This is a genomic window from Arthrobacter sp. LjRoot14, assembly GCF_964253905.1.
GTDB lineage: Bacteria > Actinomycetota > Actinomycetes > Actinomycetales > Micrococcaceae > Arthrobacter.
The window spans coordinates 3,118,692-3,141,935 of the sequence record NZ_CAXURL020000001.1 but is presented as its reverse complement, the minus strand read 5'-3'; the positions used below and the strand labels follow the sequence as shown (position 1 = coordinate 3,141,935).

Sequence of the window (23,244 nt, the reverse complement as noted above, 5' to 3'; positions counted from 1 at the left end):
GGCAACGTTGCGCGGACGCTTAACAGCCACAGGGAATTGGCGGGGTGCCCATAGACTGGAACCATGACCGAGCAGAACCAAGATCTTCCAGACGCCGATTCCTACGACCCCGCAGCCAGCTCATTGGCCGGACAGGTGGACCAAGCGGTCATGGCGGAACTGCTGTCTATCCGGTCCAGCATTGACAACATCGATGCCACCCTTGTCTTTCTCCTGGCCGAACGGTTCAAGGCCACCCAGAAGGTGGGCTTTCTCAAGGCCGCGCACAAACTGCCCGCCGGGGACCCCGGCCGGGAGACCGCCCAGATTGCACGGCTGCGCCGCCTTGCCGAAGAAGCGCACCTGGATCCGGCCTTTGCGGAGAAGTTCCTGAACTTCATCATCGGCGAGGTGATCCGGCACCACGAAGCCATTGCCGAAGACCACCAGGCGGCCGAGAACAACGGGGCGGCGGCAGGCCCGCCGGTGCTTTCCTCGCCCGCCCCCTCAACCGCCGTCGACGCCTAGGCCATGCCCGAATCGCAGGTAACTGCCACCGCCCTGGGACCCTGGCCGGGTGAGGATCCGCTGGAGGCAACGCGGATCATCCGCGGCGAACTCGGCAGCCCGCACTTGCCGTTCCTCGTGGAGCTTCCGGACCGCGGAGTCGGCTCGGACGCGCTCGGCAGGACGGCCTCGCTCCTGGTTGACCTATCCGTGGACGTCCAGCCCTACGGATGGCGGATCGTGGATCGGCCGGGCAAGGACCTCATGCGGGCAAAGTCGGCGCTCTCCACGGACATCAACGTCCTGGCCGACGTTGCCGGGACCGAAGACAGTCCGGCGCCGGACTTCAAGGTCCAAGTGCGCGGACCGCTCAGCCTGGCCGCGGGCCTGCACCTCCACAACGGCGAACGTGCCCTGCTCGACTACGGCGCCCGCCGTGACATTGCCGAATCGCTGGCGGCCGGTGTGGGCGATTTCCTGGCACGCATCGGCACTGCCGTGCCAGGGGCCCGGCTGGTGGTCCAGATAGATGAGCCCGATATTGCGGCAGTCCTCGCCGGCACGATTCCAACATCCAGCGGCTACCGGACCTTGCGCGCTGTACCGGGCCGGGAAGTGACAGAGTCGTGGCGCTTGGTCATTGATGCGATCAGGGCGGCCGGGGCTGCCGAAACCGTCATTGCGGTTGCCGAGATTGAGGCGCCTTTCGAGCGTATTCTCTCCGCAGGGGCGGACGGGATAGCAGTTCCGCTGAAGGCGCTGACGTCCCGCCAATGGGAACAGCTCGCCGGTGCGGTCGAGGCAGGGAAGAGCCTGTGGGCCGGAGTGCTGCCCGCCAGCCACCGTGCTGCCTCACTGCCGCGCGTCCAGGAAGCTGTGGAGAGCGTGTGGCGGCCTTGGCGGCAGATGGGTCTTCCGGCTTCCTCGTTAGGTTCAATCCGGGTGACGCCATCCGAGGGGCTATCCGGGCACACGCCGTCCTCCGCCACGGCCGTCCTGGTCCGCCTCACCCAGGTGGCAGACGGGCTCAACCAGTTGGCACTCGGCTAGATCCGGCTTTCCCACCTGTCGGGCCGGGCGTAGCCCGGGAGGTGGCCCGGCGTCGTGGCCGTTCCCGGGTAGGAACGGAGCCGATAGTCGAAGCTTCCGGCATAGACCAGGACAAGTCCCAGCTGCGGCTGGATCACCTTGACCTGGATCCGGTGTTTTCCGCGGACGCCTTCCGACGGTTCCCACCACTGCTCTGCGTAGGCCTTGGCGTCCAGTGCCGCCGGCAGCGGGATGCGCAGCGGTCCCAGGAACAGCCGGGACGCCTCAGAGACGCCGCGGAGCCTGCCCTCAGCGGTCACACTGAGGTTGAGGTCGGTGACCAGGCGCCGGTAGCGGCCAACGTAGTCCACGAGTCCCGGGCTGCTTCGGGACTCATCAAAGCTGGTGGTGTCGTGGAACAACCGGGTGCGGCCGGGGAAGTGGATCTCGCGCCTGGCGGTCAGGCTTGACCGGCCGAACGGATCGAGGTGCGCGTGGTTTTCGATCCGGAAAGGAATGCGCTCACCGTACTCCGGGAAGAACGCTTCCTCCCCGGTAGTCAACCGAAGCAGCGGGCGGAGCCATGCCTGCCGGCAGCCGACGACGTCGAACACCCCTTCTCCGACGCCATAGCGTCCGGAGCCGGGGGCGAGCGAGAAGTATTCCTGGAGCTCGGGCTGCAGGCGGGCAAAGTCGCTGCCCAGGGCACGCTCATAGATAGGGGTATTCACAATAGCCTCCTGGTTTTCGACACGCGGATCATAGTCTTCCTGCCGCTTTGAGCCGGATGTAGGCGTCCGCGAGTGCGGGCGGCAGCTGGTGGGGTTCGGCGTCCACCACTTCGACGCCCATCTGGCGCAGCTGGATGGCCACTGCCTCGCGTTCCAGCAGGGCGCGTTCGGCGGCTGCCGCGCGGAACACCTGTGCCGCCGTCGTCCGTTCCTTCTGCATCGCGCCCAGCATGGGGTCGCGCACGGAGGCGACCACCACCACATGCTGCTGCGCGAGCTGCGCGGCCATCGGCAGCAGTCCCTCTTCCGGTGCGCCGCTGTCCAGCGGGGTCAGCAGCACCACCAGAGAGCGGTGCGCGGATATCTGCCGGATCTGGCCCGGGACCTGGCTCCAGTCCAGCTCAATGAGTTCCGGTTCAAGCGGCGCCATGGCCTGCACGAGCTGCCCCAGCAGATTACCTTTCGACGCGGATCCGGCCCGTCCACGGGTCCGCCGGTCGAAGGCGAAGAAATCCACGCGGTCGCCGCCGCGTTCGGCGAGGACAGCCAGCAGCAGGGCCGCTTCGATCCCGGTGTCAAGGCGGGGCTCGTCGTCGATCCTCGCGGCCGCCGTCCGGGAGGTATCGAGCATGATCACCACGCGACGGTCCCGTTCAGGACGCCAGGTACGGACGACGACGGCGGAGCGCCGCGCCGTGGCGCGCCAGTCAATGGAACGGACGTCGTCACCACGGACATAGTCGCGGAGGGAATCGAACTCGGTGCCCGCCCCCCTGATCTGGACCGCCGCTTTTCCGTCGAGCTCGCGCAGTTTACGGAGCTTCGAGGGAAGGTGGCGTCGCGAGTGGAACGGCGGCAGCACCCGGACGGAGCCTGGGCACGGAAGTGTCCGCTGCCGGGCTGCCAGCTGCAGCGGCCCGAAGGCACGGAGGGTCACATGCGGTGCCTTGAGGTCGCCGCGCCGGGCAGGCTTCAGCAGTACCTTCATTCGCCTCCGCTCACCGGCCGGAACGTCCACGCGCTGGCGCGGATTCTGCGCCCCGGCAGATGGCTGCCACGCGTCCCGGACCAGGGCACGGAGCGGGCGTGAGCCGGTGTTCCCGATGGTCAGGACGGATTCGGTGCTCCCGGTCAGGGTGACGTTCCCCGGCAGGGTCCGGTCCAATGTGACCTTCCGGGGGGACGCGGCCATGGCGAGGTCCAGCAGCAGGACAGCGCACAGGACCAGGCAGACCAGCAGGACCGTGCCCCAGCCGGGATACAGCATGACCGGCACCAGGCCCGCCAGCGCCAGAAGTACGAATCGTCCCGATATGGCCATGGCGTCAGCGGGGCACGGGAACGGTCGCCAGGATGCTGGCGAGGACGCCGTCCACGTGCACGCCGTCCATCTGGGCTTCCGGTTGCAGGGCCACGCGGTGCCGAAGGCAGGGGAGAGCCAGGGCCTTTACGTCATCCGGTGTCACGAACTGCCGCCCGGAGAGCCAGGCCCACGCCCGGGCGGCACTCAGCAGGGCTGTCGCGCCGCGCGGGGACACGCCGAGCTGGAAGGACGGTGCCGCGCGCGTGGCCCTCGCGATGTCAACGATGTAGGCGGCCACCTCAGGCGCCACCTCCACCGCAGCCACCGCCAGGCGGGCCTGCTCCAGCTCGGCTGCACCCGCCACCGCGCGGACGCCGGCGGCAGCCAGGTTCCTGGAGTCAAAGCCGGCGGCATGCCTGCGGATGACCTCGATCTCGTCGGCACGCTCCGGCAACGGCATGGCAAGTTTCAGGAGGAAACGGTCCAGTTGGGCCTCAGGCAGGGGATAGGTGCCCTCATACTCCACCGGGTTCTGCGTGGCTGCCACGATGAACGGAACCGGAAGCGGGCGTGAGGTTCCGTCCGCAGAGACCTGGCGTTCCTCCATGGCCTCCAACAGGGATGCCTGCGTCTTCGGCGGAGTCCTGTTGATCTCGTCGGCCAGCAGGATGTTGGTAAAGACGGGGCCTTCGCGGAAGCTGAACTCCGAGGTCCGGGAGTCGAAGACCAACGAGCCGGTGATGTCGCCCGGCATCAGGTCGGGGGTGAACTGCACGCGCTTGGTGTCCAGGCTTAGCGCCGCGGAGAGCGTGCGGACCAGCAGTGTCTTGGCCACGCCCGGAACCCCTTCGAGCAGGACATGCCCGCGGCAGAGCAATGCGATGAGCAGCCCGGTGACGGTGGAGTCCTGGCCGACCACGGCCTTGGCAACCTCGTGCCGCACATCGAGCAAGGCCTGGCGGACGGGATCGGCGGCCGCCGTGGCCTCGGCGGTTGCGAGCGCGGGGCCGCCGGGGCCGCCCTGCGTGAATCCGTTGGTCTGCTCACTCATCGGGCGGTTACCTCTTTCTCTAGTGATTCAAGCTGCTGGGCCCAGCGCACCAGCTCGGTCTCCGTCCGGGGACGGGCCTCCAGCACACCGGCCGTGTCTTCGCGGGTGCGCCCAAGGTGCCTCGCGACGGCGTCGACAATCGCCGGTGACTCAGTATCCGTTCCCAGCCGGAGGGCCCGGGCGAGCCGGACCAGCGCACCCGCCCTGAGGCTGTCCGCTGCACGGTCCACGGCGTGGGCGTCATGGTACAGCCGTGCGCGGCCTTCAGCAGTCTCCACGGCCTTGACCACCACGGGCAGCGGTTCGAAGACCAGTGGTCCCAGCCGCCTTCCCCGCCAGGCCATCGCCAGAACGGCTACCAGGGCAAGCCACGGGCCGAGGAAGGCGACCCACGGAGGGGCGAGCTCGTCCAGCGTCTTCGGGGTGTCCTCCGCAGTGACATCCGCCAAGCCCGGAAGGTACCAGACGAGTGTGTCCGAGGCCCCCATTGTCCTGAGCGCCAAGGCGGCGTTGCCGTGTTCATCGAGCAGGCGGTTGCTGAAGATTTGAGCGCTGCCCACCACTGTCAGCCTGCCGTCGTCACTGCTGGCAAGGAGCCCGCCCATGCCTGCTGCGGGTTCGTAGCAAACGCGGTTGGCCTGATACAGGTAGGCGGAGTCCGCCGAGACCGCTCCGGCGGCAGCGGGAGCATCCAATGCGCAGCCGGGGTCCAGGGTTGCCACTCCCGCCGGCACGACTCCGGCGGGACGGATGTCGCCGCCGAGCGCGCTGAGCGTGCTCAGCCGGGGAGTGATAATCACCATCCTGTCCGTGGCCTGCTGCAAAGCCTGCAGCTGGTCGGGGTCCAGGTAGCCGTTTCGATCGTAAAGGAACAATGTGGGTCCGGGGCCGTCAGCAGATTCTGACGCGCCGTCTTCCGAGGCCCTGTCCAGCGCCGACATCGTTGCGTCGAAGGTGTCGGTCTGGCGAACGTCCACGCCCCGGCTTCCCAGTATTTCCGCTGCTGCCCGGGCTCCTTCCGGAGCAGCGTTGCGTGCCGACAGGGACAGGCCGTCGCTGCGGGGCGATTGCTGGGCCAGGATTGTCAGCCCCACGCCCACGGAGAAGAACAGAATCAGCAGGGTCCACGTCCGGTGCCGGCGGATCCATGCCGTGACGGCGTGACCCGCTCCGCCGCCCCCGGCCACCGCAGGCGCCAGCCGATTCTCCGACTCCAGGACAGGCGTCATCGGGGCAGCTCCAGGTGATCCGCGGCGGTCCGGCCGTAGTCGGGCCTTGCTGTTTCAAGTAGCTGGTCCAACTCCACCATGCCTGCGTGGTCCCCGGAGGCGGCATCGGCGTTGCCATACCGTACGCCGTCGAAGATGCCGGCGGCACGCCGCAGCTCAGCGGCGTGGCTGCCAAATGCGCCGGCAAGCTGGCCGGCCACTTCATCCGCGGTGCGGCCGGGCAAGGGGTCGATAATGGTGCGCTCCTCGGCGGCCCGGACGATGGCACGGAACTGTTCGACGACGGCGGTGCGCCAGTCGGCGCGAGCTGCCGCGGCTGCCGCGAGCCGGCGGTATTCTGCCGGGCTGATGGAAGGATCGGCGTCGACGTCGTTCCTGTCCGGGCGGCGGCGCCGGGCGTTCAGCCGGGGGCGCGCCAGAAGGATGGCCCCGGCGATAAGGACGATAATCGTCACTCCGATGGCCGGTACGGCGACACCGCCGTCGATTGCGGGGTCGCCGCTGCCAAGCGACCGCAGCCATTCTGTGAACTGCCGCCAGAGACCGGTCAGCCAGTCTGGCTCGGCATCCCGGTATACGGGCTTTGAGAGCTCCTCGACCGCCCACCTGCGGGCCTCCTGCCTGTCGGGCTCAACAGGAGGTTCGGCCAGCGTGCGGCCTAACGTCGAATGCAAAACCGCACCTGCTGCGGACGCGGCCTCCAATGCCGACTCGAAAAAGCCAGGCCGGCTCATCCGGCGCCCGGCGGCGGGCCGGAGGGCGGTGGGTTGTACCCCTGCGGCGGGCCGTAGCCCTGCGGAGGGCCGTAGCCCGGTGGCGGGCCGTATGGCGGTGGCGGGCCGTAGCCCGGTGGCGGGCCGTACGGCGCCCGGGTCCAGATGCCGGAGGAAGGGGTGCCCGCAAAGTTGCCCTCGGGCGCCACCCCGCGCCCGGGAACGCCGTCGGAGTCGTTGCCTGATTCGAGCTGCCGCTGGAGGGCGAGGTCCAAGCCTTCCTTTCGCATCCGAAGGTCCATGTACAGAAGGCCCATGACGGAGGTTTGGAAGGCATACCCCACGGCACCGATAACGGCTGTGACAAGGATCGATGCGATCCCGACGACCGCGGAAAGGGCGCGCTGCCCGTCGTCTCCGCCATGGGGAGCGATGACGGAGGAGAAGCCGCCGGTAGCGAGGCCGATGGGGATCTGGACAATCTGGCTGATGATGCCGATCAGGAGGGAAATGACCAGCACGATGCCGAAGATGCGCCACCAGTTGTGCCGGGTGAGCTGCCAGGACCTCCGCAGGCCGTCAAGAACTCCTTGTTCCTCGACCACGATGGCCGCCGGCGTCACCATCAGGCGGATGGAGACCAAGAGTATGGCCGCCATGCTTGCGAGGAACAGGGGGACGATGATCAGCGCCGACGTTGCGCCCATGGAATCGGCCAGCAGGAACGTCCCTCCCACCAGCACTACTCCGAAGGCGATGCCGGCCAGGATCTGCAGACCGCCAAGAGCGAGCAGTGCGCCGATCCTGGACCGCGACAATGTCCACATCTCCTTGAAACCGGTGCGTCGGTTCAGGACCGACCGGGCCACCGGAACCACCATCACACCCTGAAGCACAATGGAGATAAAGAAGGAGACCAGTCCCAGGAGGGCAGCGCCGATCAGGAGGCCCCCTCCGAGGTTGAGCATTTCCGGGGGAGCCATGCCGGCCAGCCACAGGCCCAGCGACTGTCCGCGCGATTCGGTCTCGGCTGCGAAGGCTTCACCGACAACGGTCGCCAAGGTCTGTGCCAGCATCGCAGCACCCAGCATCGCCGCGGGATTCCGCCTGATGGTCTGGAAGGCCCCGTCAAGGATTTCGCCGAACATCAAGGGCCGTAGCGGCACGATGCCGGGTTTTGGCGGGGCTACGTATGCCGGTTGTGCCCGTCCTGGCTGCTGTCCGGCGTAAGGAGGTCCCCACGGCGGCTGTCCGTTCGGGGTCGTCGACGGTGGGTTCCACTGCGCGGGCGCGTCCCAAGGGAGTGGTTGCACCGGCTGTGGCTGACCCTCCCGGGACGGCACGTTCGGATCCTGCTCTGACAACCTGTTCCTCCCCAAAAGACGCTGTCCGCGAGCTGACCGGCCACCGCTTCCGCCGGGCGCTCCGGGTCGGTTGTGGCTTGCACTGTCCGGCCCGCTCCCAGCCTATAGTTTTGGCCGCAAGCCACATAGCTTCCGGCTGATTCTTCCCGCTGTGGCGTCGCCGCGCCCTCCCGGCGTGCTTCCCTGGCGGCAGTGTCCGCGCCATGCCGTGTCGGCCCTCAACGGGACAAAGCCCATTCAATAGGCGAATATATAACTATGAAGGCACGCATTCTGGTAGTGGACGATGACGAGGCGCTGGCCGAGATGATCGGGATTGTCTTGCGCAATGACGGCTTCGAGCCGGTCTTTTGCGCTGACGGCGGGCAGGCGCTGGAAGTTTTCCGTTCCTCAAAACCGGATCTTGTGCTTCTGGACCTGATGCTTCCGGGCATTGACGGCATCGAAGTGTGCCGGCAGATCCGCGCGGAGTCGGATTCGCCCATCGTTATGCTGACCGCCAAGTCCGATACCTCGGACGTGGTCCGCGGCCTGGAATCCGGTGCTGACGACTACGTGCCCAAACCGTTTAAGCCGGCGGAACTGGTGGCCCGCGTCAGGGCCCGGCTGCGGCCGGGGGACCAAAAGGCGCCGGAGACCCTGCGCATCGCCGACATCACCATTGACGTGGCCGGCCACCTGGTGAGCCGGAACGACGAACGAATTTCGCTGACTCCCCTCGAATTCGACCTGCTCGTTGCCCTTGCGCGCAAGCCATGGCAGGTCTTCACCCGCGAGTTGCTCCTGGAGCAGGTCTGGGGATACCGGCACGCGGCAGATACGCGCCTCGTGAACGTCCATGTCCAGCGGCTGAGGTCGAAGATCGAGCGGGACCCCGAAGCCCCCGAGGTAGTTTTGACGGTCCGTGGTGTCGGCTACAAAGCAGGTTCCTGAACCGTCCAGCGGCGAAGCCGGCCGTGAGCCGGAGGTAGCCCGCCCGCAAAAGACGGAACACTCCCACTCGCACGGCGCTCCGGAGCATACGGACGCGATGGCCGGCGTATTCTCGGACGTACCGTTCCGGACCCGAATTTGGCTCCGCCGCGCCCGGATCGTGGGACTGCGGGTCGCGAGGCTCGTCCGGACCGGGCTGCTCCGGCTCCTTCCCGGCGTCCGGTTCCTGCTGCGGGCCGTGCACAGGCGCTGGCGCCGTTCCCTGCAGTTCCGCACAGTGCTCACCACGCTGCTGCTCTCGATCGGCTCGTTCGCCGTGGTCGGGGCCTACCTGTCGAACCAGATCGCCAACAACCTGTTCCAGGAACGGCTGACGCAGGCTGAGTCGGAGACCCTGTACAACGTCAAGCAGGTCCAAGACACGTTCGACGGCGCCCAGGTCACCGACCAGTCCAGCGTGATCACGCTGGTGTACGACACCCTGAATGCCGTGGAGGGCCGCGGAAGCGTCATCCAGCGCCGGTATGTGTTTGAGGCGATGCCGGAACAGACCAAGCCCCGCAACCGCTGGGTGGAATCGCGGGCTTCGGACCAGTTGACGGTCAGTGTCATTCCGCCCGAGTTGCGGAAGGCAGTCCAGGAGTCCGGAAAAGACCAGTTCTGGGCATCCACGGAATTCCCGGTGGGTACCGAAGACCGTCCGGGCATCGCGGTGGGCAACAAAGTCACGTTCAACGGCACTGTGTACGAGCTGTACCTCATTTACGACCTGAACACCGCGCAGAAAACCCTGGACGAGATACAGAACGTCCTGCTCGCCGGCGGAGCGGTGCTGGTCCTGATCATCGGTGCCATCGCCTGGTACGTGACCCGGAACGTGGTCAGCCCCGTCAGCCATGCCGCGGTGGTCTCGGAGAAACTGGCGGCCGGTCAGCTCCAGGAGCGGATGGTGGTCAAGGGCGAGGACGAGGTGGCACGGCTGGGTGCGTCCTTCAACCACATGGCTGCCAGCCTCCAGGAACAGATCACCCAGCTGGCGACTCTGTCCCAAATGCAGCAGCGCTTCGTTTCCGATGTCTCCCACGAACTTCGCACGCCCCTGACGACCGTGCGGATGGCGGCCGAGGTCCTGTACGACGCACGGCACGACTTCGACCCCATCAACAAGCGCTCGGCTGAGCTGCTCTACAACCAGGTTGAGCGCTTCCAGTCCCTGCTCGCTGATCTCCTGGAGATTTCCCGGTTCGATGCGGGTGTGGCCATGCTCGACGCCGAACCCACCGATATCCTGCAGCTCGTGGCGAAAGTCGTGGAGGACGCAGGGCCCGTCGCAGCGGAGTACGGTTCGCAGGTCACCATTAATTCGCGGGATGAGAGCATCGTGGTAGAGATGGACGACCGGCGCATCGAGCGGATCCTACGCAACCTGGTGCTCAACGCGTTGGAGCACAGCGAAGGGAACCCTGTCAATATTTCGGTAGCTGCAAATGAAACCGCCGTCGCTGTCGCTGTCCGCGACCACGGCATCGGAATGACGCAGTCCGAGGCCGCAAGGGTCTTTGACCGTTTCTGGCGGGCGGACCCCGCCCGGGCGCGAACCACGGGCGGCAGCGGGCTGGGCCTTTCCATTGCCGCGGAAGACACGAAACTCCACAACGGATGGCTTCAGGCCTGGGGCAGCAAGGGAACGGGATCAAACTTCAGGCTGACACTTCCGCTGAGGCAGGGCGAGGTCATCTCCAAATCGCCGCTCCAGCTGGAACCGGCCGACGTCGAATTGCCTGGCGGATCGGGGCAGGGAACCATGCTGCTCCTGGGAACCGCAGCATCGCCCGCGGACTCGACGGATGCGCCCGTCCCGGCCCCCGGCGGGGATGCCCGTCCGGGGATGGAACCGGCGGGACCGTCGGCAGCGCCGCCACATGCACAGCCGGCGGCCGAAACGGAAGAAACACCATGACCGGCACCCCACCACGGTTGCGCAACGCGGCCTTTGCACTGATGACGCTACTGCTCCTGCTGCTGACCTCCTGCGCACAGATCCCGCGCTCCGGGCCGGTGGGAAAAAGTACGGATGAGAGCGCCGGCAAGCCCAACAACGCGCCCGTTTTCTTTCCGGTGGCGCCACGCGAAGGCGCCGGACCGGAGTCCGTCATTGAAGACTTCTACCTCGCCGGCAGCGGCTACGAGGACGATTACGCCGTCGCGAGGGAATACTTGACGCAGGCAGCCTCCGTTGCCTGGAAACCGGATCAGCGCACACTCGTTTTCCGCTCAACCAGGGTGGTCCGGACCGGTGTGGAAAACGTCTTCAATTACGAACTGGATGTTGCCTACTCGGTCGATGCAGACGGGATCGCGACGCAGTTCCCCGAAGGAACCAAGGAAAACATTCCGGTGACGCTGACGCAGGTGGACGGTCAGTGGCGCATTTCAGCCATCCCTGACGGAATTGCCATCCCCGAGCAGACATTCAAGGTGATTTACGGCGCCTACCCCATCTACTTCTACGATCCAGGCTTCACGTACGCCGTGCCCGACGTCCGGTGGTTCAACAAGAAGAAAACGGTCAAAGCCATGACCAGCGCCTTGCTCAGCGGGCCGGCCCCGTACCTCAAGGGGGCCGTGGTCAGTGCCTTTCCGTCAGGAATGAAGCTCACGCGGGAGTCCGTTCCGGTCGTCTCCGGTGCAGCCCAGGTGGACCTTTCGGCCAAGGAACTCGTCGAAGCCTCCAGCGAGGACAGGTTGAGGATGCAGACCCAGCTGGCTCTTACCTTCCGTGGCCAGCCGGACGTCGTCAACGTCGAACTCCGGGCAAACCAGGACCTGGTCCGGGTCGAGGACAACGGCTCCGTGCTGCCTCCGGTCAGGGACAAGAACGTCCCGGCCCGCCAGATTGCCGTGAATGACGGCCAACTGGTCCGGTACGAGAACAACCGCATTTCGCCGTTGCCGGACATTCAGTCCGTGGGCGCCCTCGGCCCGGTTTCCCCTGCCGAATCGCCCGTTTCGCAGTCGGTAGCGTTCCTCAATGGCAGCCGGACGACCCTGTACTCGATCGTGCCTGGCCAGCCCGCCCGGGCACTGACCACCCGCTCCACCCTCACCCATCCGTCGTTCGGTCAGCAGGACTGGGTCTGGACGGCCGGACCCGGGGCCAACGGGGCAACGGAAGTGCTTGCCTACCGCCCCACGAACGTTGCCGAAGCGGCCGCCATGCCCACTGTCACGCTGGCGCCTGCCTGGCTCGCCGGACGCACCGTCAAGGAATTCCGCGTGTCGCGCGAGGGGGTACGGGCTCTCGTGATTTCCGAGCAGAACGGGAAGACCCGTGTTCAGGTGACCGGAATCGTACGCAATGCCGACGGGACCCCCCGCGACCTGACCGCCCCAACAACCCTCCTGACGGACCGGGACCCGGACCAGGGGGTCTGGGTCAGTGACACGACGGTAGCCGTCATGAAGGCGTCGGCCACTGACAACGTCACCCCGGAATTGCTCTCCCTCGCAGCATCGCAGCCCCAGCAATTGGCGCCCTGGCCCGGGCTCACCGCGATCAGTGCCGGCAACGGACCCGAGGAAATCTTCGGGCAGTCCGCCGACGGTATCTTCCAGCGACTTGGAAACGGCTGGTCGCCCCAGCTGAAGGGGCCCGTGGACCCGTCATTCCCGGGCTGACACCGCTGCCGGCATCGCCGTGCTGGCCGGTTGTACGGGCTGGATATTATCCACATAAGCGCCGGGCCCACATAGTCGAACGGCGGGCTGCCGCCGGGATACCCCGCGGTGCAGGCTTGGTCTGTGACAAGAAGCCCCGATCCCGATCTCGAGCCGCCTGCGCCGGCGTCGGCAAAGCACCGCAGCGATTACGCACGATGGTGGCTGCGGGCCGCGGACCGCGCAGCGGACGCGGGCCGCGAACTGCTGGCCCTCGCCGCACCAGTGGAGTGCGTCTGCTGCGGGTCGGAAGACTTCTCGCTGTGCGGACCCTGTGAGCGGGCGCTGCGGCTGCTCACGCGGACCCCGTTCCGTGCCGAGGGCCAGGCACCCGCCCTGATGGATGTGAACGGTTCAGTGATTCTTCCCGTCGTGGCCGCCGGGGTCTATCGGGAGGAGCTCGCCCAGGCTGTGCTGTCGTTCAAGAAATACGGCCAGGGCCAGCTTGAATCGGTGCTGTCCAGGGCGCTTGGGAGGGCGATCACAGGGGCCGCCGGCACGATGGACGGATTCTGCCTGATACCCGTACCTACCACCAACAGCGCGTTCAGGAAGCGGGGCTTTAGCCCCGTGCACCTCTTGTTGCGGAACCTGGACCGCAGCGGCCGCCTCGGCGGAGGAAGCCCGGCCGATGCACTGCGTAAGGGAAGGACCTTCGGACAGTGGCCAGGATCCGCCGGTGCCCTGCCCGAACGGCTTCAGGCGCTGGTTCCCGCCCATGCAACGGCGGGAGGGCAAAAAGGACTCGGACGAGGCGCCCGTGCCAAACGTGTCCGAGGTTCCATGCGGGCAAGGTCGGCGTTCCTCGCGCCCGACATCCGGGGACGGCCCTGCATCATCGTGGATGACGTACTGACCACGGGGGCCACGCTGGCGGAAGCAGCACGGGCCGTCCATCAGGCGGGAGGCGTCGTGCTGGGCGCTGTCGTACTGGCGGCGACACGCCCGCCGGACGTGGCAGATCCACCGGCCGTTCCCGGTGTCACAGCAGTGATGGGCGGCCGACTTTGAAAAAAATAAACGAAGAAAAGGTGAATAACGGGTAGCGATGAACTAACGTCGGTTGTGGGTACCAAGATCAGTTGTACCTGTCGATAGCGGCTCGGAAAGGGGCTCGACTGTCAGTCAGATCGGCCCCGGGAAGTGTCGCCGTCGTGTCACCGAAGTCATTTGGAGGGCACCATGGAGTTCATGATCAGCGGACGGAATTTGACGGTTTCAGACCGCTTCCGCGAATACGCCGACGAGAAGATCTCAAAGATCGCATCGCTGGGAGACAAGGTCCAACGGGTGGACGCGAAGGTCTCCAAGGAGACTAAGGCCCGCCAGACCGCAGAGTTGCTCACGGTCGAGCTGACTGTCTTGGGCCGGGGCCCCGTCATTCGGGCAGAGGCCAGCGCCGCCGACAAGTTCGCCGCGTTCGACCTCGCTTACAACAAGCTTCTTGAACGCCTGCGCCGGGCCAAGGACCGCAAGAAAGTCCACCATGGCCGGCACACCCCCAAGTCTGTCACCGAGGCAACAGCCAGCCTTGAGCCGGCCAGCACCACGGAGCCTCTGTACGTGGAGGCGAGCAACCATCAGGAGCCCCAGGCCGCACCGGTCGAAAAGTCGCCGTACGACGTCGACAACGACATCCCAGCGGGGGATTCGCCTGTCCTGATCCGCCGCAAGGTATTCCCGGCGGCATCCCTCACGCTCGACGACGCCGTCGACAACATGGAACTCGTCGGCCACGACTTCTACCTGTTTGTCGACAAGGAAACCAAAGCGCCGTCCGTCGTCTACCGCCGCGACGGTTGGACCTATGGTGTGATCTCCCTTGACCAGACCTGCGAGCCGGGTGTGGCTCCGCTGGAAGAGAAGATCCTCGCCTACCGCTCCGAGGATGAGCCAGCCAGCGCATAAGCTGGAGCTGACCATCCAACGAAGGGACTGACGTGCAGGAAGTGCTGAGCCTCAAACAGGCGCGGCGGATCGCACTGGCAGCCCAGGGATTGGACAAGGTACGGCCCGCCGGACCCGTGACTGCGCGGGCGGTGGGCCGTACTTTTGCCCGTCTCCACCTCGTCCAGATCGACTCCGTCAATGTGCTCTCGCGGAGCCATTACCTGCCGTTCTTTTCCCGCCTGGGTAACTACGACCGCGCCATCCTCCAGCGAATGGCGGGCGCTCACCCGCGGCGCATGATGGAGTACTGGGCACACGAGGCGAGCTTTATCCGTCCTGACCATTTCCAGGACCTGGTCCTATGGCAAAGCCGGAAGTGGGTGGGAGCCCACTCCATGGACCCTGAGCTGCGGAGCAGTGTCGCCACCCGGGTGCTCGAGACCCTGGCGGCCGGACGGCCGATGACCGCCGCCGAACTCACCACGCACCTGGGTCACGTGGAGGACCGGCAGCAGGACAACTGGGGGTGGAACTGGAATGCCGTCAAACGGGTTTTGGAGCACCTCTTCGAAGCGGGCCTCATCTCGGCCGCTTCGCGCACGGAATCCTTTGAACGGCGCTACACCCTCACCGCCAAGGTCCTGCCCGAACGGCCCGGGGCAGTTCCGGGCGTTCCGGACGCCGGGTCGGACAAGGAGGCTGCGCTGGTGCGCCTCATCGAAGCCGCTGCCCGGGCACACGGGATAGGCACGTTGCGCTGTTTTGCCGACTACTTCCGGACGCCGATGCGTGCCTCAGCGCTAGCCGTTGATCGTCTCGTCGAAACCGGACGGCTGGTGCCCGTCACTGTGGCCGGCTGGAACAAGCCCGTCTACCGGCACGCCGAGGCGAAACTGCCACGCACGGCCACCGGGCGCGCACTGCTGAGCCCTTTCGACTCGCTGGTCTTTGAGCGGCAGCGCCTTGAAGCCTTGTTCGGCTTCCACTACCGCCTTGAGATCTACACCCCGGAGCCGAAGCGCCGCTTCGGCTATTACGTGCTGCCCTTCCTGCTGCGGGACGGAATCGTGGCCCGCATCGACCTGAAAGCGGACCGGGCCAACGGCCTCCTGCTGGCGAAGGCTGCCCACGCGGAGCCCGGGGCGCCCGCCGACACCGCCGTCGAACTCGCCGCGGAACTGCAGCTCATGGCAGAGTGGTTGGAACTGGACCGGGTTGTTGTGTCCCGGAAAGGCGACCTGGCACCGGCGCTCGCAGACGCCGTGTCCGGGGCAGGGAGCGGTGTATCCGCTGAGAGGGAACAGGCGTAACCGTCCCTGTGTCTCTCCCGTAGACTGAACACGCCAGAATTCGGCAGCTTGAGACTGGGAGCAACTTCACGTGGCATCACTTATCGAAAAACTTCTCCGCACGGGTGACAAAAAAACCCTGAGGCAACTGCGGAACTATGCCGATTCCATCAATGCCCTGGAAAGCTCCTTCCAGACCTTCACCGACGCCGAACTACGCGAAGAAACCGACCGGCTGCGGGCACGCCACCAGGACGGCGAGAAGCTGGACGACCTCCTGCCAGAGGCCTTCGCCGCAGTCCGTGAAGCCTCCTCCCGAACGCTTGGCATGCGCCACTTCGACGTCCAGCTGATGGGCGGCGCGGCCCTGCATCTGGGCAATATCGCCGAAATGAAGACCGGTGAAGGCAAGACCCTCGTGGCCACCGCTCCGGCCTACCTGAACGCGCTCACCGGCAACGGGGTGCACGTCATCACCGTGAACGACTACCTGGCTGAATACCAGTCGGACCTCATGGGCCGGGTTTACCGGTTCCTAGGCCTGACCAGCGGCTGCATCCTGTCCAACCAGGACCCTGCCGTGCGCCGCGAGCAGTACGCCGCGGACATCACCTATGGCACCAACAACGAATTCGGCTTCGACTACCTGCGCGACAACATGGCCTGGGACAAGTCCGAGCTCGTCCAGCGCGGCCACCACTTCGCAATTGTTGACGAAGTGGACTCCATCCTCATCGATGAGGCCCGCACCCCGCTAATTATTTCGGGTCCGGCCCAGGGTGACACCAACCGCTGGTACAGCGAGTTTGCCAAGGTGGTAATCCGGCTCAAGCCCGATGAAGACTACGAAGTCGACGAAAAGAAGCGCACCGTCGGCGTGCTCGAGGCCGGCATCGAGAAGGTCGAGGACTACCTGGGCATTCACAACCTTTACGAGTCCGCCAACACCCCGCTGATCGGCTTCCTGAACAACGCCATCAAGGCCAAGGAACTCTTCAAGCGGGACAAGGACTACGTCATCCTCGACGGCGAAGTGCTGATCGTTGACGAGCACACCGGCCGCATCCTCGCCGGCCGGCGTTACAACGAGGGAATGCACCAGGCGATCGAGGCCAAGGAAGGCGTCGAGATCAAGGCGGAGAACCAGACTCTGGCCACGGTCACGCTGCAGAACTACTTCCGCATGTACGACAAGCTTGCCGGCATGACCGGTACCGCCGAGACCGAAGCCGCCGAGTTCATGAGCACGTACAAGCTCGGCGTGGTGGCCATCCCCACCAACCGCGACATGCAGCGCATTGACCAGCCTGACCTCGTCTACAAAAACGAGGCCGTCAAGTTCGACGCGGTGGTCAAGGACATTGCCGAACGGCACGAAAAAGGCCAGCCCGTCCTCGTGGGAACCACCAGCGTGGAGAAGAGTGAATACCTCTCCCGGCTGCTGGCCAAGCAAGGCATCCGCCACGAGGTCCTTAACGCGAAGAATCACGCCCGTGAAGCCGCGATCGTCGCGCAGGCCGGGCGTAAGGGTGCTGTAACCGTAGCCACGAACATGGCCGGTCGAGGAACCGACATCATGCTGGGCGGAAACGCAGAATTCACTGCCGTCGCCGAGTTGGCGGCCAAAGGCCTGGATCCGGAAGAAAACTCCGAAGAGTACGAGGCCGCGTGGCCCGCGGCGTTCGAGGCCGCCAAGCAGGCGGTGAAGGACGAACACGAGGAAGTGCTGGACCTCGGCGGGCTCTACGTCCTCGGTACCGAACGCCACGAGTCCCGGCGGATCGATAACCAGCTCCGCGGACGTTCAGGACGCCAGGGCGACCCCGGCGAGTCGCGGTTCTACCTCTCCTTGACGGACGATTTGATGCGCCTGTTCAATTCGGGGGCGGCCGAACGGCTCATGAACAGCTCCGTTCCCGACGACGTCGCGCTCGAATCGAAGCTCGTTTCGCGTGCCATAGCCTCTGCGCAGGGCCAGGTTGAAGGCCGCAACGCGGAACAGCGCAAGAACGTCCTCAAGTACGATGACGTCCTCAACCGCCAGCGTGAAGCCATCTATGGGGACCGCCGCCGTATCCTCGAAGGTGATGACCTGCACGAGAAAGTGCAGTTCTTCCTCGAGGACACCATCACTGCCCTCATCGACGCAGCAACCTCCGAGGGCACCGGGGACGACTGGGACTTCAACCAGCTCTGGACGAACCTTAAGACCCTCTACCCGGTCAGCGTGACATCCCACGACGTCATCGACGAGGCCGGCGGTAAGTCCCGCATCACTGTGGACTTCCTGAAGGAAGAGATTCTTTCCGACGCCCGGCTGGTCTACCAGGCCCGGGAACAGGCCGTCGGGTCCGAGAGCATGCGTGAACTGGAGCGCCGTGTGGTTCTGTCCGTGATCGGCCGGAAGTGGCAGGAGCATCTCTATGAGATGGACTACCTCAAGGAGGGCATCGGCCTCCGCGCCATGGCACAGCGTGACCCGCTCGTGGAATACCAGCGCGAGGGATTCATCATGTTCCAGGCCATGATGGAGGCCATCAGGGAGGAGAGCGTTGGCTTCCTGTTCAACCTTGAGGTTGAGGTGACCCCCGCTGAGGACGTCGTTGTCGCCGATGGCGCGGGGGAACACACGGAGCATCATGAGCCGCAGATCCATGCAGCAGGACTGGAAGCACCGGAGAAGCCCGCCCAGCTGCAATACACTGCTCCGGGCGAAGACGGCGCCAGCCAGACCCGCGTCGAAGGCAGGTCGGCGGGGCGTTCCGGGAATCCGGCCAAGGCTGCCCAGGACGGCGCCCGGAAACCGGCCCCGAAAAAGAAGAAGCGCTAGAAACGCTAGGGGCTGCCTCAGCGGCAGTAGATTAAAGCACAAGTGAGGACCGGAACAGTTGTTCCGGTCCTCACCTGTTTCCATTGGTGTCTGAACGCCAGGATGGCGGGACATTGAATACAGGCCGATCCCTCAGCCGATCTCCAGTGCCGTGATCCGCCATACCTGATTGCTGCGCTCAAGCCGCACGGCGACTGCGCGAACCCTGAGTTCATCCACTACTACGGCACTTGCCTCGTAGACTCCGGACGCGACTTCGCAGGCGCGGACCGATCTGACTGCGGGATTACGGTGCAGGCGCCCTGCCGTGGGTGAGGGTCCCGCCGCCAGCCGACGGGTCAGCGCCGCGCGGTGCTGGAGTGAGGCCAGGCACCGCTGATCAAGCCTCCGGGAGAGTTGCTGGATGGGACGTGTTCCGGCCAGCACTTCGATGGCGGCCTGGACGGTCCCGCGGGTAATTGCACAGACCTCCTTGTTCTCGCTCACTATCTGCAGGGTCGGCCCGTTCTTGGTGGCTTGACCCGGGTTGCCCGGCCGGGGCGTTGACGGCGTGCCGGCCCCGCCCTGAAGCGGGGCACGGCTGCCGGCTGCCGGGACTGCTGCCAGTCTGCGGACTGGCTGTTTACCGGCCGCCGAGCGTTCCAACGCGGGTGATGTGGGGACCAGCTGCAATGCGCTCATGATGCTTCCTCTGATTGATGACGGATATTTGATAGCTATGGCCTCCTTCCGGATTTAGGATCCGGAAGGAGGCCGGAGGACCTGTCCCGGAAGAAGTGCGTTGGGGTTGTCTCCTATGGCAGCCCTGTTGGCCTCGTACCATCGCGGCCATTCCAGGGCGATATCGAGATCGGATACCTGGGACCCGCCCAGCTGCCTGGCCGCAATGCTCCACAGCGAGTCCCCGGCCACCACGGTGACGTGCCCGCGGTCATCACCAGGTTGCTGGCGGGCGGATCTTGCAGGTTGTGCCGCCAAAGGACCCGGGGCCACGTGGGGTGCATTCGGTTTCCAGCGTGGATCCGAGCCCTCAACGGATGTGGATACTGCGGGCAGGGCGGACATAAGCGTGGCGCGGCCGTCAGCAGGCTGCCCGGTGGGGGTCCAAACCGCTGCAGGGGCGGGATTGGACGTTGGACTCCACCGAGGGTCCGCCGGATCCGCCGCTGCATGGGCGAACGGCGCCCCCAATAGTTGGACTCCGACTGCGGCGAGGGCGAGCCTGCGCATGAACGCTGGACTGAACTTTCCGGTGACTTCGGCAGCCCGGTTGCTTCCGGCACGCTCGAGGACCGCGGAGGCGAATGCCGACAGCATGGACAGGACCCACCAGGTGACGACGATGAGCCCTGCGGTGTTGACGACAAATCCGAGCAGATCTTCGAAGTCCGGGGACTGGGCCTTTGCAGACGACTGCTGCCAGCGCTCCATCAGTGAGGCTCCGGTTGCCGCCAGAAAGAAACCAAGGAGCAATATCGCCACCGCCAGGGTTGCGTCCGAGCCGAGCAACCTGCCGCGTGCAACCACCATGACCCAGCTCCTCACTCTATTTGATGCTGTTTGATGCTGTTTGATGTAACTAAAACTAGTTTGACCTCCACTTTCGAGTTTTGTCTAGTCATTTGTTTTTTCTATGCCGGGACGGCCGTGAATTGACCGCCGGGCTGCACCGGCCTAGATTTGCGGCATGCGATGGGATGCCTTGTTTGAGGACATGGAGGCGCAGCTGGCCGCAGTTGACCGCTTGGACCTGGAATCGGAAATCGCCGAGAGGTCGCGGGCGGACGTTGCGGGCATAGAGTTGGCGGACAGATTGCGCGGATCCCTTGGGCTCAGGGTGGCGGTCCATTTGGCATCCGGTGCCGCGTTCGAGGGAACATTGAGCCACGTCGGGGGAGAGAGCCTGCTCCTCAACGATCAATATCACCAAGTGCTGATTCCGTTTGCGGCGGCTTCCCGCTACCAGGGCCTGGGCAGGCTCGCAGTGTCGGAGCCGTCATCCGTCAGGCGAAAACTGGGACTGGCCAGTGCACTTCGCGCCCTGGCGCGTGACAGGGCTGATGTCACGGTCGTCCTCGTCGGAGCTACCGCGGAAGCCGCGGGGTTGAGCGGTGTCATAGACCGCGTGGGGCGGGACTATTTGGATCTGGCCGTAACCCGGCCCGGAGAAGCCCGCCGTGCCGCCAATGTCAGTCAGATTGCGTCGGTACCGTTTTCGTCGCTTGGTGCGCTACGGTCCGTCCGCGGCGCGGATCATCATCAGTAGGATGTATCCGCGGCAGTAGGACGCCTCAGCGTCCGCCGCTGGCTCAGACGGACTTGGACTTGGTTTGCTGGATCATCCGGTCCGCCTCGGCATAGCGCTCTTCGATGTATTGTTCCAACATCTTTTCTTCGACACGCCACTGTCCGCGGCCCCCCACCTGGATGGCCTTGAGTTCCCCGCTTCGCACGAGCGCGTAGGCTGCCGGGGAGTTGATCTGCAGCTGTTCGGCTACGTCTGCGAGGGTCAGAAATCGGGGCATGCCACTATTTTGCCACTATTGGTGCCGAATGATGCGGTTATCCACAGTTTGGCGTCGTTTGACCTTGTGACTTTCGATCCGGCCGTTTTGCCGTAACAATGAGGGAGTCCGGCGCACGAACCAGCCCGGCCGGCACCGATGGGGGGAGCAGTACGTGAGTGCAAGCACGACGACTACGGCAGTCAGGCTGAAGAGGCCTTCCTGGAAGGATCCGCGGCTCCTGCTCGGATTCCTGCTGGTTCTGGCGTCCGTGGCGGGTGTCGTCTCGCTGGTTGGTGCGGCCGACCAGACCACCGAGGTCTATGCGGCAAAAGGGCCCATCGCCGTGGGGGAGAAACTCACGGCTGAGAACGTCAACCGGGTAAAAGTCAGGCTCGGTGACGTCGAAGGGCACTACGTCACGGCGGAAGCCGGGCTTCCCGAAGGCATGGTTGCGGTCCAGCGCATCGGCCCGGACCAGTTGGTCCCGCGGGACAGCCTCGGCAAGCCCGATGCACTAGACCGCAAACCGGTTGCCATCACCATCGACGAAGCCCTGCCGGAGCAGGTCGCCGCCGGTTCGCGGGTGGACGCCTGGGTGGCGCTTCCGGATGCCCGCAACGGGTTCAGCGAGCCGAAGTTACTGCTTCCCGGGGCCGAGATAGCCGAGGTCACTCCCGGTTCGACCGCCCTGGGGTCTTCCCGGTCCACTGTCGTCATGGTGCTCGTCACTGACGAGCAGATGCCGAGGCTGCTGGGAGCGCAGGCGAACAAGGCCAAGATATCCGTCGTCTGGAACCCGGGCGGTGGAACCTCATGAGTATTCCGGTGGTCACGGTCGGGCAATCCCGCGAGGACCTGGTCGGCGGCTTGGAACGCCTTCATGGACCGGTCACCGTCGTGCGGAGGTGCTCGGAACTGACTGAGCTTCTGGCCGCCTGCCAGAGCGGACTTGCGCGGGCAGCCGTCGTCGCCGAAGGAAGCGACGAACTGACGGCTTCGCTTGTTGACCGGCTCACGGCCGTGGGGGTCGTGATCGTTGCGTTGACGGACAGCGCAGCCGAGACGGCTCGGCTGACAGCGATCGGCGTTACTGTTGCGCCGGCGGGGGTGGATTCGGCAGCACTGGCAGGCAGGATCTCGGGCGCAGTTGCCCAGTGGGCGCCTCCCGGCTCGTTTCAGGCGGATGACCGCGGGTTCGCAGACACGGGTGCCGCCATCCGGACCGTGCCGGGCGCGGGAGTTGATATCCAGGCAGAGCCGTCCGGTACAGGCCGGATCATCAGCGTATGGGGACCGGCCGGGTCGCCGGGCCGGACGCTGGTGGCAGCCAACATGGCCGGTGAACTGGCCGCTGCGGGCAACTCAGTCCTCCTGATCGACGCTGACAGCTATGGAGCGAGTGTCGCGGGAGTCCTGGGACTGCTGGACGAATCTGCGGGGCTGGCGCAGGCCTGCCGGTTGGCCGACCTGGGCCAACTGGATGCCGACGCCTTGCTGAAGATCGCCACCCCAGTCGCCCTGAAAACGGGCACGCTCCAGGTTCTGACCGGGATCACACGCGCTGATCGCTGGACGGAGTTGCGCGCTTCCGCCCTTGGCGTGGTCTTCGAGAAAGCCCGTGAAGTGGCAGACTACACAGTTGTGGACACCGGATTCTGCCTCGAGGCAGATGAAGAACTCAGTTTTGACACCATGGCCCCGCGCAGGAACGCCGCCACGCTTCGGAGCCTTGAACTGGCGGACACCGTTTACGCTGTGGGGTCGGCCGACTCCATTGGCGTGCCGCGGCTGGTCCGGGGCCTTTCCGAGCTTGAAGCTGCAGTTCCCCAAGCGTCGCCGCAGGTGATCCTGAACAAAGTCCGTGCTTCGGCCGCTGGCCGCTTCCCCGAGCGTCAGCTCCGGGAAGCGTGGGAAAGGTACGGGCCGGCGGAAGGCATATCCGCGTTCCTCCCATCGGACAGCGCCTCGTGTGACACGGCGCTGTTGTCCGGAAACCTATTGCTCGAGGCCGCACCCGAATCGGGGCTCCGTCAGGCGATTGCGAAAATCGTTTGTGCACCCGCCCAGCAAAAACGCCGATCCTCTGTCTTTTCTTCCACAGCGAAGCGTCATCTAAAGGGCTAGGCTCGCCATAAGGGTTGCAAAGAGGCAACTATGAACTTGTGATGGAGG

At 65.4% G+C, this 23,244-nt stretch carries 21 protein-coding genes; 12 read left to right on the top strand and 9 right to left on the bottom strand.

The annotated features are described in order from the left end of the window. Window positions 1–63: 63 nt before the first annotated feature. Both ACSQ12_RS14145 and ACSQ12_RS14140 read left to right on the top strand, forming a co-directional pair. Window positions 64–507 (top strand): chorismate mutase, encoded by a 444-nt coding sequence (locus ACSQ12_RS14145; RefSeq protein ID WP_209743475.1) that lies wholly within the window; start codon window positions 64–66, stop codon window positions 505–507. 3 nt (window positions 508–510) lie between these two features. Continuing rightward, window positions 511–1,536 carry a hypothetical protein gene (locus ACSQ12_RS14140; RefSeq protein ID WP_209743477.1) on the top strand — a complete coding sequence of 342 codons (1,026 nt, stop codon included), beginning with the start codon at window positions 511–513 and terminating at the stop codon, window positions 1,534–1,536. On the opposite strand, the gene ACSQ12_RS14135 is transcribed toward ACSQ12_RS14140, so the two are convergent. From ACSQ12_RS14135 to ACSQ12_RS14110, 6 genes are read right to left on the bottom strand one after another with little or no spacing between them, the layout of a single operon-like run. Next, window positions 1,533–2,246 (bottom strand): DUF4166 domain-containing protein, encoded by a 714-nt coding sequence (locus ACSQ12_RS14135; protein WP_436065801.1) that lies wholly within the window; start codon window positions 2,244–2,246, stop codon window positions 1,533–1,535. The two genes, ACSQ12_RS14140 and ACSQ12_RS14135, sit on opposite strands and share 4 nt — an antisense overlap. Window positions 2,247–2,274: 28 nt before the next feature. Continuing rightward, complete coding sequence (locus ACSQ12_RS14130) at window positions 2,275–3,567, bottom strand: DUF58 domain-containing protein (RefSeq protein WP_436065800.1); 1,293 nt, start codon at window positions 3,565–3,567, stop codon at window positions 2,275–2,277. A gap of 4 nt (window positions 3,568–3,571) precedes the next feature. Then, the gene (locus ACSQ12_RS14125; protein WP_436065799.1) at window positions 3,572–4,600 is read right to left on the bottom strand and encodes an AAA family ATPase; all 1,029 of its coding nucleotides are present in this window, start codon (window positions 4,598–4,600) and stop codon (window positions 3,572–3,574) included. Continuing rightward, complete coding sequence (locus ACSQ12_RS14120) at window positions 4,597–5,829, bottom strand: DUF4350 domain-containing protein (protein WP_436065798.1); 1,233 nt, start codon at window positions 5,827–5,829, stop codon at window positions 4,597–4,599. Before ACSQ12_RS14120 ends, ACSQ12_RS14125 begins: the two co-directional genes overlap by 4 nt. Then, window positions 5,826–6,503, bottom strand: a complete 678-nt coding sequence (locus ACSQ12_RS14115) for a DUF4129 domain-containing protein (RefSeq protein ID WP_436065797.1) — start codon at window positions 6,501–6,503, stop codon at window positions 5,826–5,828. The genes ACSQ12_RS14120 and ACSQ12_RS14115 overlap by 4 nt, the downstream gene beginning before the upstream one ends. A gap of 56 nt (window positions 6,504–6,559) precedes the next feature. Next, a complete protein-coding gene (locus ACSQ12_RS14110) occupies window positions 6,560–7,690 on the bottom strand; it encodes a DUF7847 domain-containing protein (protein WP_436065796.1) in 1,131 nt (376 codons plus the stop codon). 474 nt (window positions 7,691–8,164) lie between these two features. Here ACSQ12_RS14110 and mtrA point away from each other — a divergent pair, with 474 nt between their 5' ends. From mtrA to secA, 7 genes are all read left to right on the top strand, one after another. Then, on the top strand, window positions 8,165–8,839 hold the full coding sequence (gene mtrA, locus ACSQ12_RS14105) for an MtrAB system response regulator MtrA (RefSeq protein ID WP_209743487.1): 675 nt from the start codon (window positions 8,165–8,167) through the stop codon (window positions 8,837–8,839). Between the two features lie 97 nt (window positions 8,840–8,936). After that, window positions 8,937–10,799 (top strand): MtrAB system histidine kinase MtrB, encoded by a 1,863-nt coding sequence (gene mtrB / locus ACSQ12_RS14100; protein ID WP_436067005.1) that lies wholly within the window; start codon window positions 8,937–8,939, stop codon window positions 10,797–10,799. After that, window positions 10,796–12,517 (top strand): LpqB family beta-propeller domain-containing protein, encoded by a 1,722-nt coding sequence (locus tag ACSQ12_RS14095; RefSeq protein WP_436065795.1) that lies wholly within the window; start codon window positions 10,796–10,798, stop codon window positions 12,515–12,517. The genes mtrB and ACSQ12_RS14095 overlap by 4 nt, the downstream gene beginning before the upstream one ends. 123 nt (window positions 12,518–12,640) lie before the next feature. Continuing rightward, window positions 12,641–13,567, top strand: a complete 927-nt coding sequence (locus ACSQ12_RS14090; RefSeq protein ID WP_436065794.1) for a ComF family protein — start codon at window positions 12,641–12,643, stop codon at window positions 13,565–13,567. Window positions 13,568–13,738: 171 nt separating this feature from the next. Beyond that, window positions 13,739–14,464, top strand: a complete 726-nt coding sequence (hpf, locus tag ACSQ12_RS14085; RefSeq protein WP_011692548.1) for a ribosome hibernation-promoting factor, HPF/YfiA family — start codon at window positions 13,739–13,741, stop codon at window positions 14,462–14,464. 32 nt (window positions 14,465–14,496) lie between these two features. Further along, a complete protein-coding gene (locus tag ACSQ12_RS14080; RefSeq protein WP_436065793.1) occupies window positions 14,497–15,756 on the top strand; it encodes a winged helix-turn-helix domain-containing protein in 1,260 nt (419 codons plus the stop codon). Window positions 15,757–15,826: 70 nt separating this feature from the next. Beyond that, complete coding sequence (secA, locus tag ACSQ12_RS14075; RefSeq protein WP_436065792.1) at window positions 15,827–18,565, top strand: preprotein translocase subunit SecA; 2,739 nt, start codon at window positions 15,827–15,829, stop codon at window positions 18,563–18,565. 132 nt (window positions 18,566–18,697) lie between these two features. On the opposite strand, the gene ACSQ12_RS14070 is transcribed toward secA, so the two are convergent. Next, a complete protein-coding gene (locus ACSQ12_RS14070; RefSeq protein ID WP_436065791.1) occupies window positions 18,698–19,246 on the bottom strand; it encodes an Rv3235 family protein in 549 nt (182 codons plus the stop codon). A 54-nt stretch (window positions 19,247–19,300) separates the two neighbouring features. Further along, complete coding sequence (locus tag ACSQ12_RS14065; RefSeq protein ID WP_436065790.1) at window positions 19,301–20,095, bottom strand: LysM peptidoglycan-binding domain-containing protein; 795 nt, start codon at window positions 20,093–20,095, stop codon at window positions 19,301–19,303. Between the two features lie 157 nt (window positions 20,096–20,252). On the opposite strand from ACSQ12_RS14065, the gene ACSQ12_RS14060 reads away from it, so the two are divergent. Beyond that, the gene (locus ACSQ12_RS14060; RefSeq protein WP_436065789.1) at window positions 20,253–20,831 is read left to right on the top strand and encodes a hypothetical protein; all 579 of its coding nucleotides are present in this window, start codon (window positions 20,253–20,255) and stop codon (window positions 20,829–20,831) included. A 43-nt stretch (window positions 20,832–20,874) separates the two neighbouring features. Here ACSQ12_RS14060 and ACSQ12_RS14055 read toward each other — a convergent pair whose 3' ends face one another. Beyond that, window positions 20,875–21,090, bottom strand: coding sequence for a helix-turn-helix domain-containing protein (locus ACSQ12_RS14055; RefSeq protein WP_209743503.1), 216 nt, complete (start codon window positions 21,088–21,090; stop codon window positions 20,875–20,877). A gap of 154 nt (window positions 21,091–21,244) precedes the next feature. Between ACSQ12_RS14055 and ACSQ12_RS14050 the strand changes: the two genes are divergently transcribed. Then, window positions 21,245–21,889: an SAF domain-containing protein gene (locus ACSQ12_RS14050; protein WP_436065788.1), complete on the top strand. Its 645-nt coding sequence runs from the start codon at window positions 21,245–21,247 to the stop codon at window positions 21,887–21,889. After that, window positions 21,886–23,196: an AAA family ATPase gene (locus tag ACSQ12_RS14045; RefSeq protein WP_436065787.1), complete on the top strand. Its 1,311-nt coding sequence runs from the start codon at window positions 21,886–21,888 to the stop codon at window positions 23,194–23,196. Before ACSQ12_RS14050 ends, ACSQ12_RS14045 begins: the two co-directional genes overlap by 4 nt. Window positions 23,197–23,244 lie beyond the last annotated feature (48 nt).

Bases quoted from the DNA above. Each gene is read 5' to 3' on its own strand.
- ACSQ12_RS14145 (WP_209743475.1), top strand. From the start codon at position 64: ATGACCGAGCAGAACCAAGATCTTCCAGACGCCGATTCCTACGACCCC.
- ACSQ12_RS14140 (WP_209743477.1), top strand. From the start codon at position 511: ATGCCCGAATCGCAGGTAACTGCCACCGCCCTGGGACCCTGGCCGGGT.
- ACSQ12_RS14130 (WP_436065800.1), bottom strand. From the start codon at position 3,567: ATGGCCATATCGGGACGATTCGTACTTCTGGCGCTGGCGGGCCTGGTG.
- ACSQ12_RS14125 (WP_436065799.1), bottom strand. From the start codon at position 4,600: ATGAGTGAGCAGACCAACGGATTCACGCAGGGCGGCCCCGGCGGCCCC.
- ACSQ12_RS14120 (WP_436065798.1), bottom strand. From the start codon at position 5,829: ATGACGCCTGTCCTGGAGTCGGAGAATCGGCTGGCGCCTGCGGTGGCC.
- ACSQ12_RS14110 (WP_436065796.1), bottom strand. From the start codon at position 7,690: ATGTTCGGCGAAATCCTTGACGGGGCCTTCCAGACCATCAGGCGGAAT.
- mtrA (WP_209743487.1), top strand. From the start codon at position 8,165: ATGAAGGCACGCATTCTGGTAGTGGACGATGACGAGGCGCTGGCCGAG.
- mtrB (WP_436067005.1), top strand. From the start codon at position 8,937: ATGGCCGGCGTATTCTCGGACGTACCGTTCCGGACCCGAATTTGGCTC.
- ACSQ12_RS14095 (WP_436065795.1), top strand. From the start codon at position 10,796: ATGACCGGCACCCCACCACGGTTGCGCAACGCGGCCTTTGCACTGATG.
- hpf (WP_011692548.1), top strand. From the start codon at position 13,739: ATGGAGTTCATGATCAGCGGACGGAATTTGACGGTTTCAGACCGCTTC.
- ACSQ12_RS14070 (WP_436065791.1), bottom strand. From the start codon at position 19,246: ATGAGCGCATTGCAGCTGGTCCCCACATCACCCGCGTTGGAACGCTCG.
- ACSQ12_RS14065 (WP_436065790.1), bottom strand. From the start codon at position 20,095: ATGGTGGTTGCACGCGGCAGGTTGCTCGGCTCGGACGCAACCCTGGCG.
- ACSQ12_RS14060 (WP_436065789.1), top strand. From the start codon at position 20,253: ATGCGATGGGATGCCTTGTTTGAGGACATGGAGGCGCAGCTGGCCGCA.
- ACSQ12_RS14055 (WP_209743503.1), bottom strand. From the start codon at position 21,090: ATGCCCCGATTTCTGACCCTCGCAGACGTAGCCGAACAGCTGCAGATC.
- ACSQ12_RS14045 (WP_436065787.1), top strand. From the start codon at position 21,886: ATGAGTATTCCGGTGGTCACGGTCGGGCAATCCCGCGAGGACCTGGTC.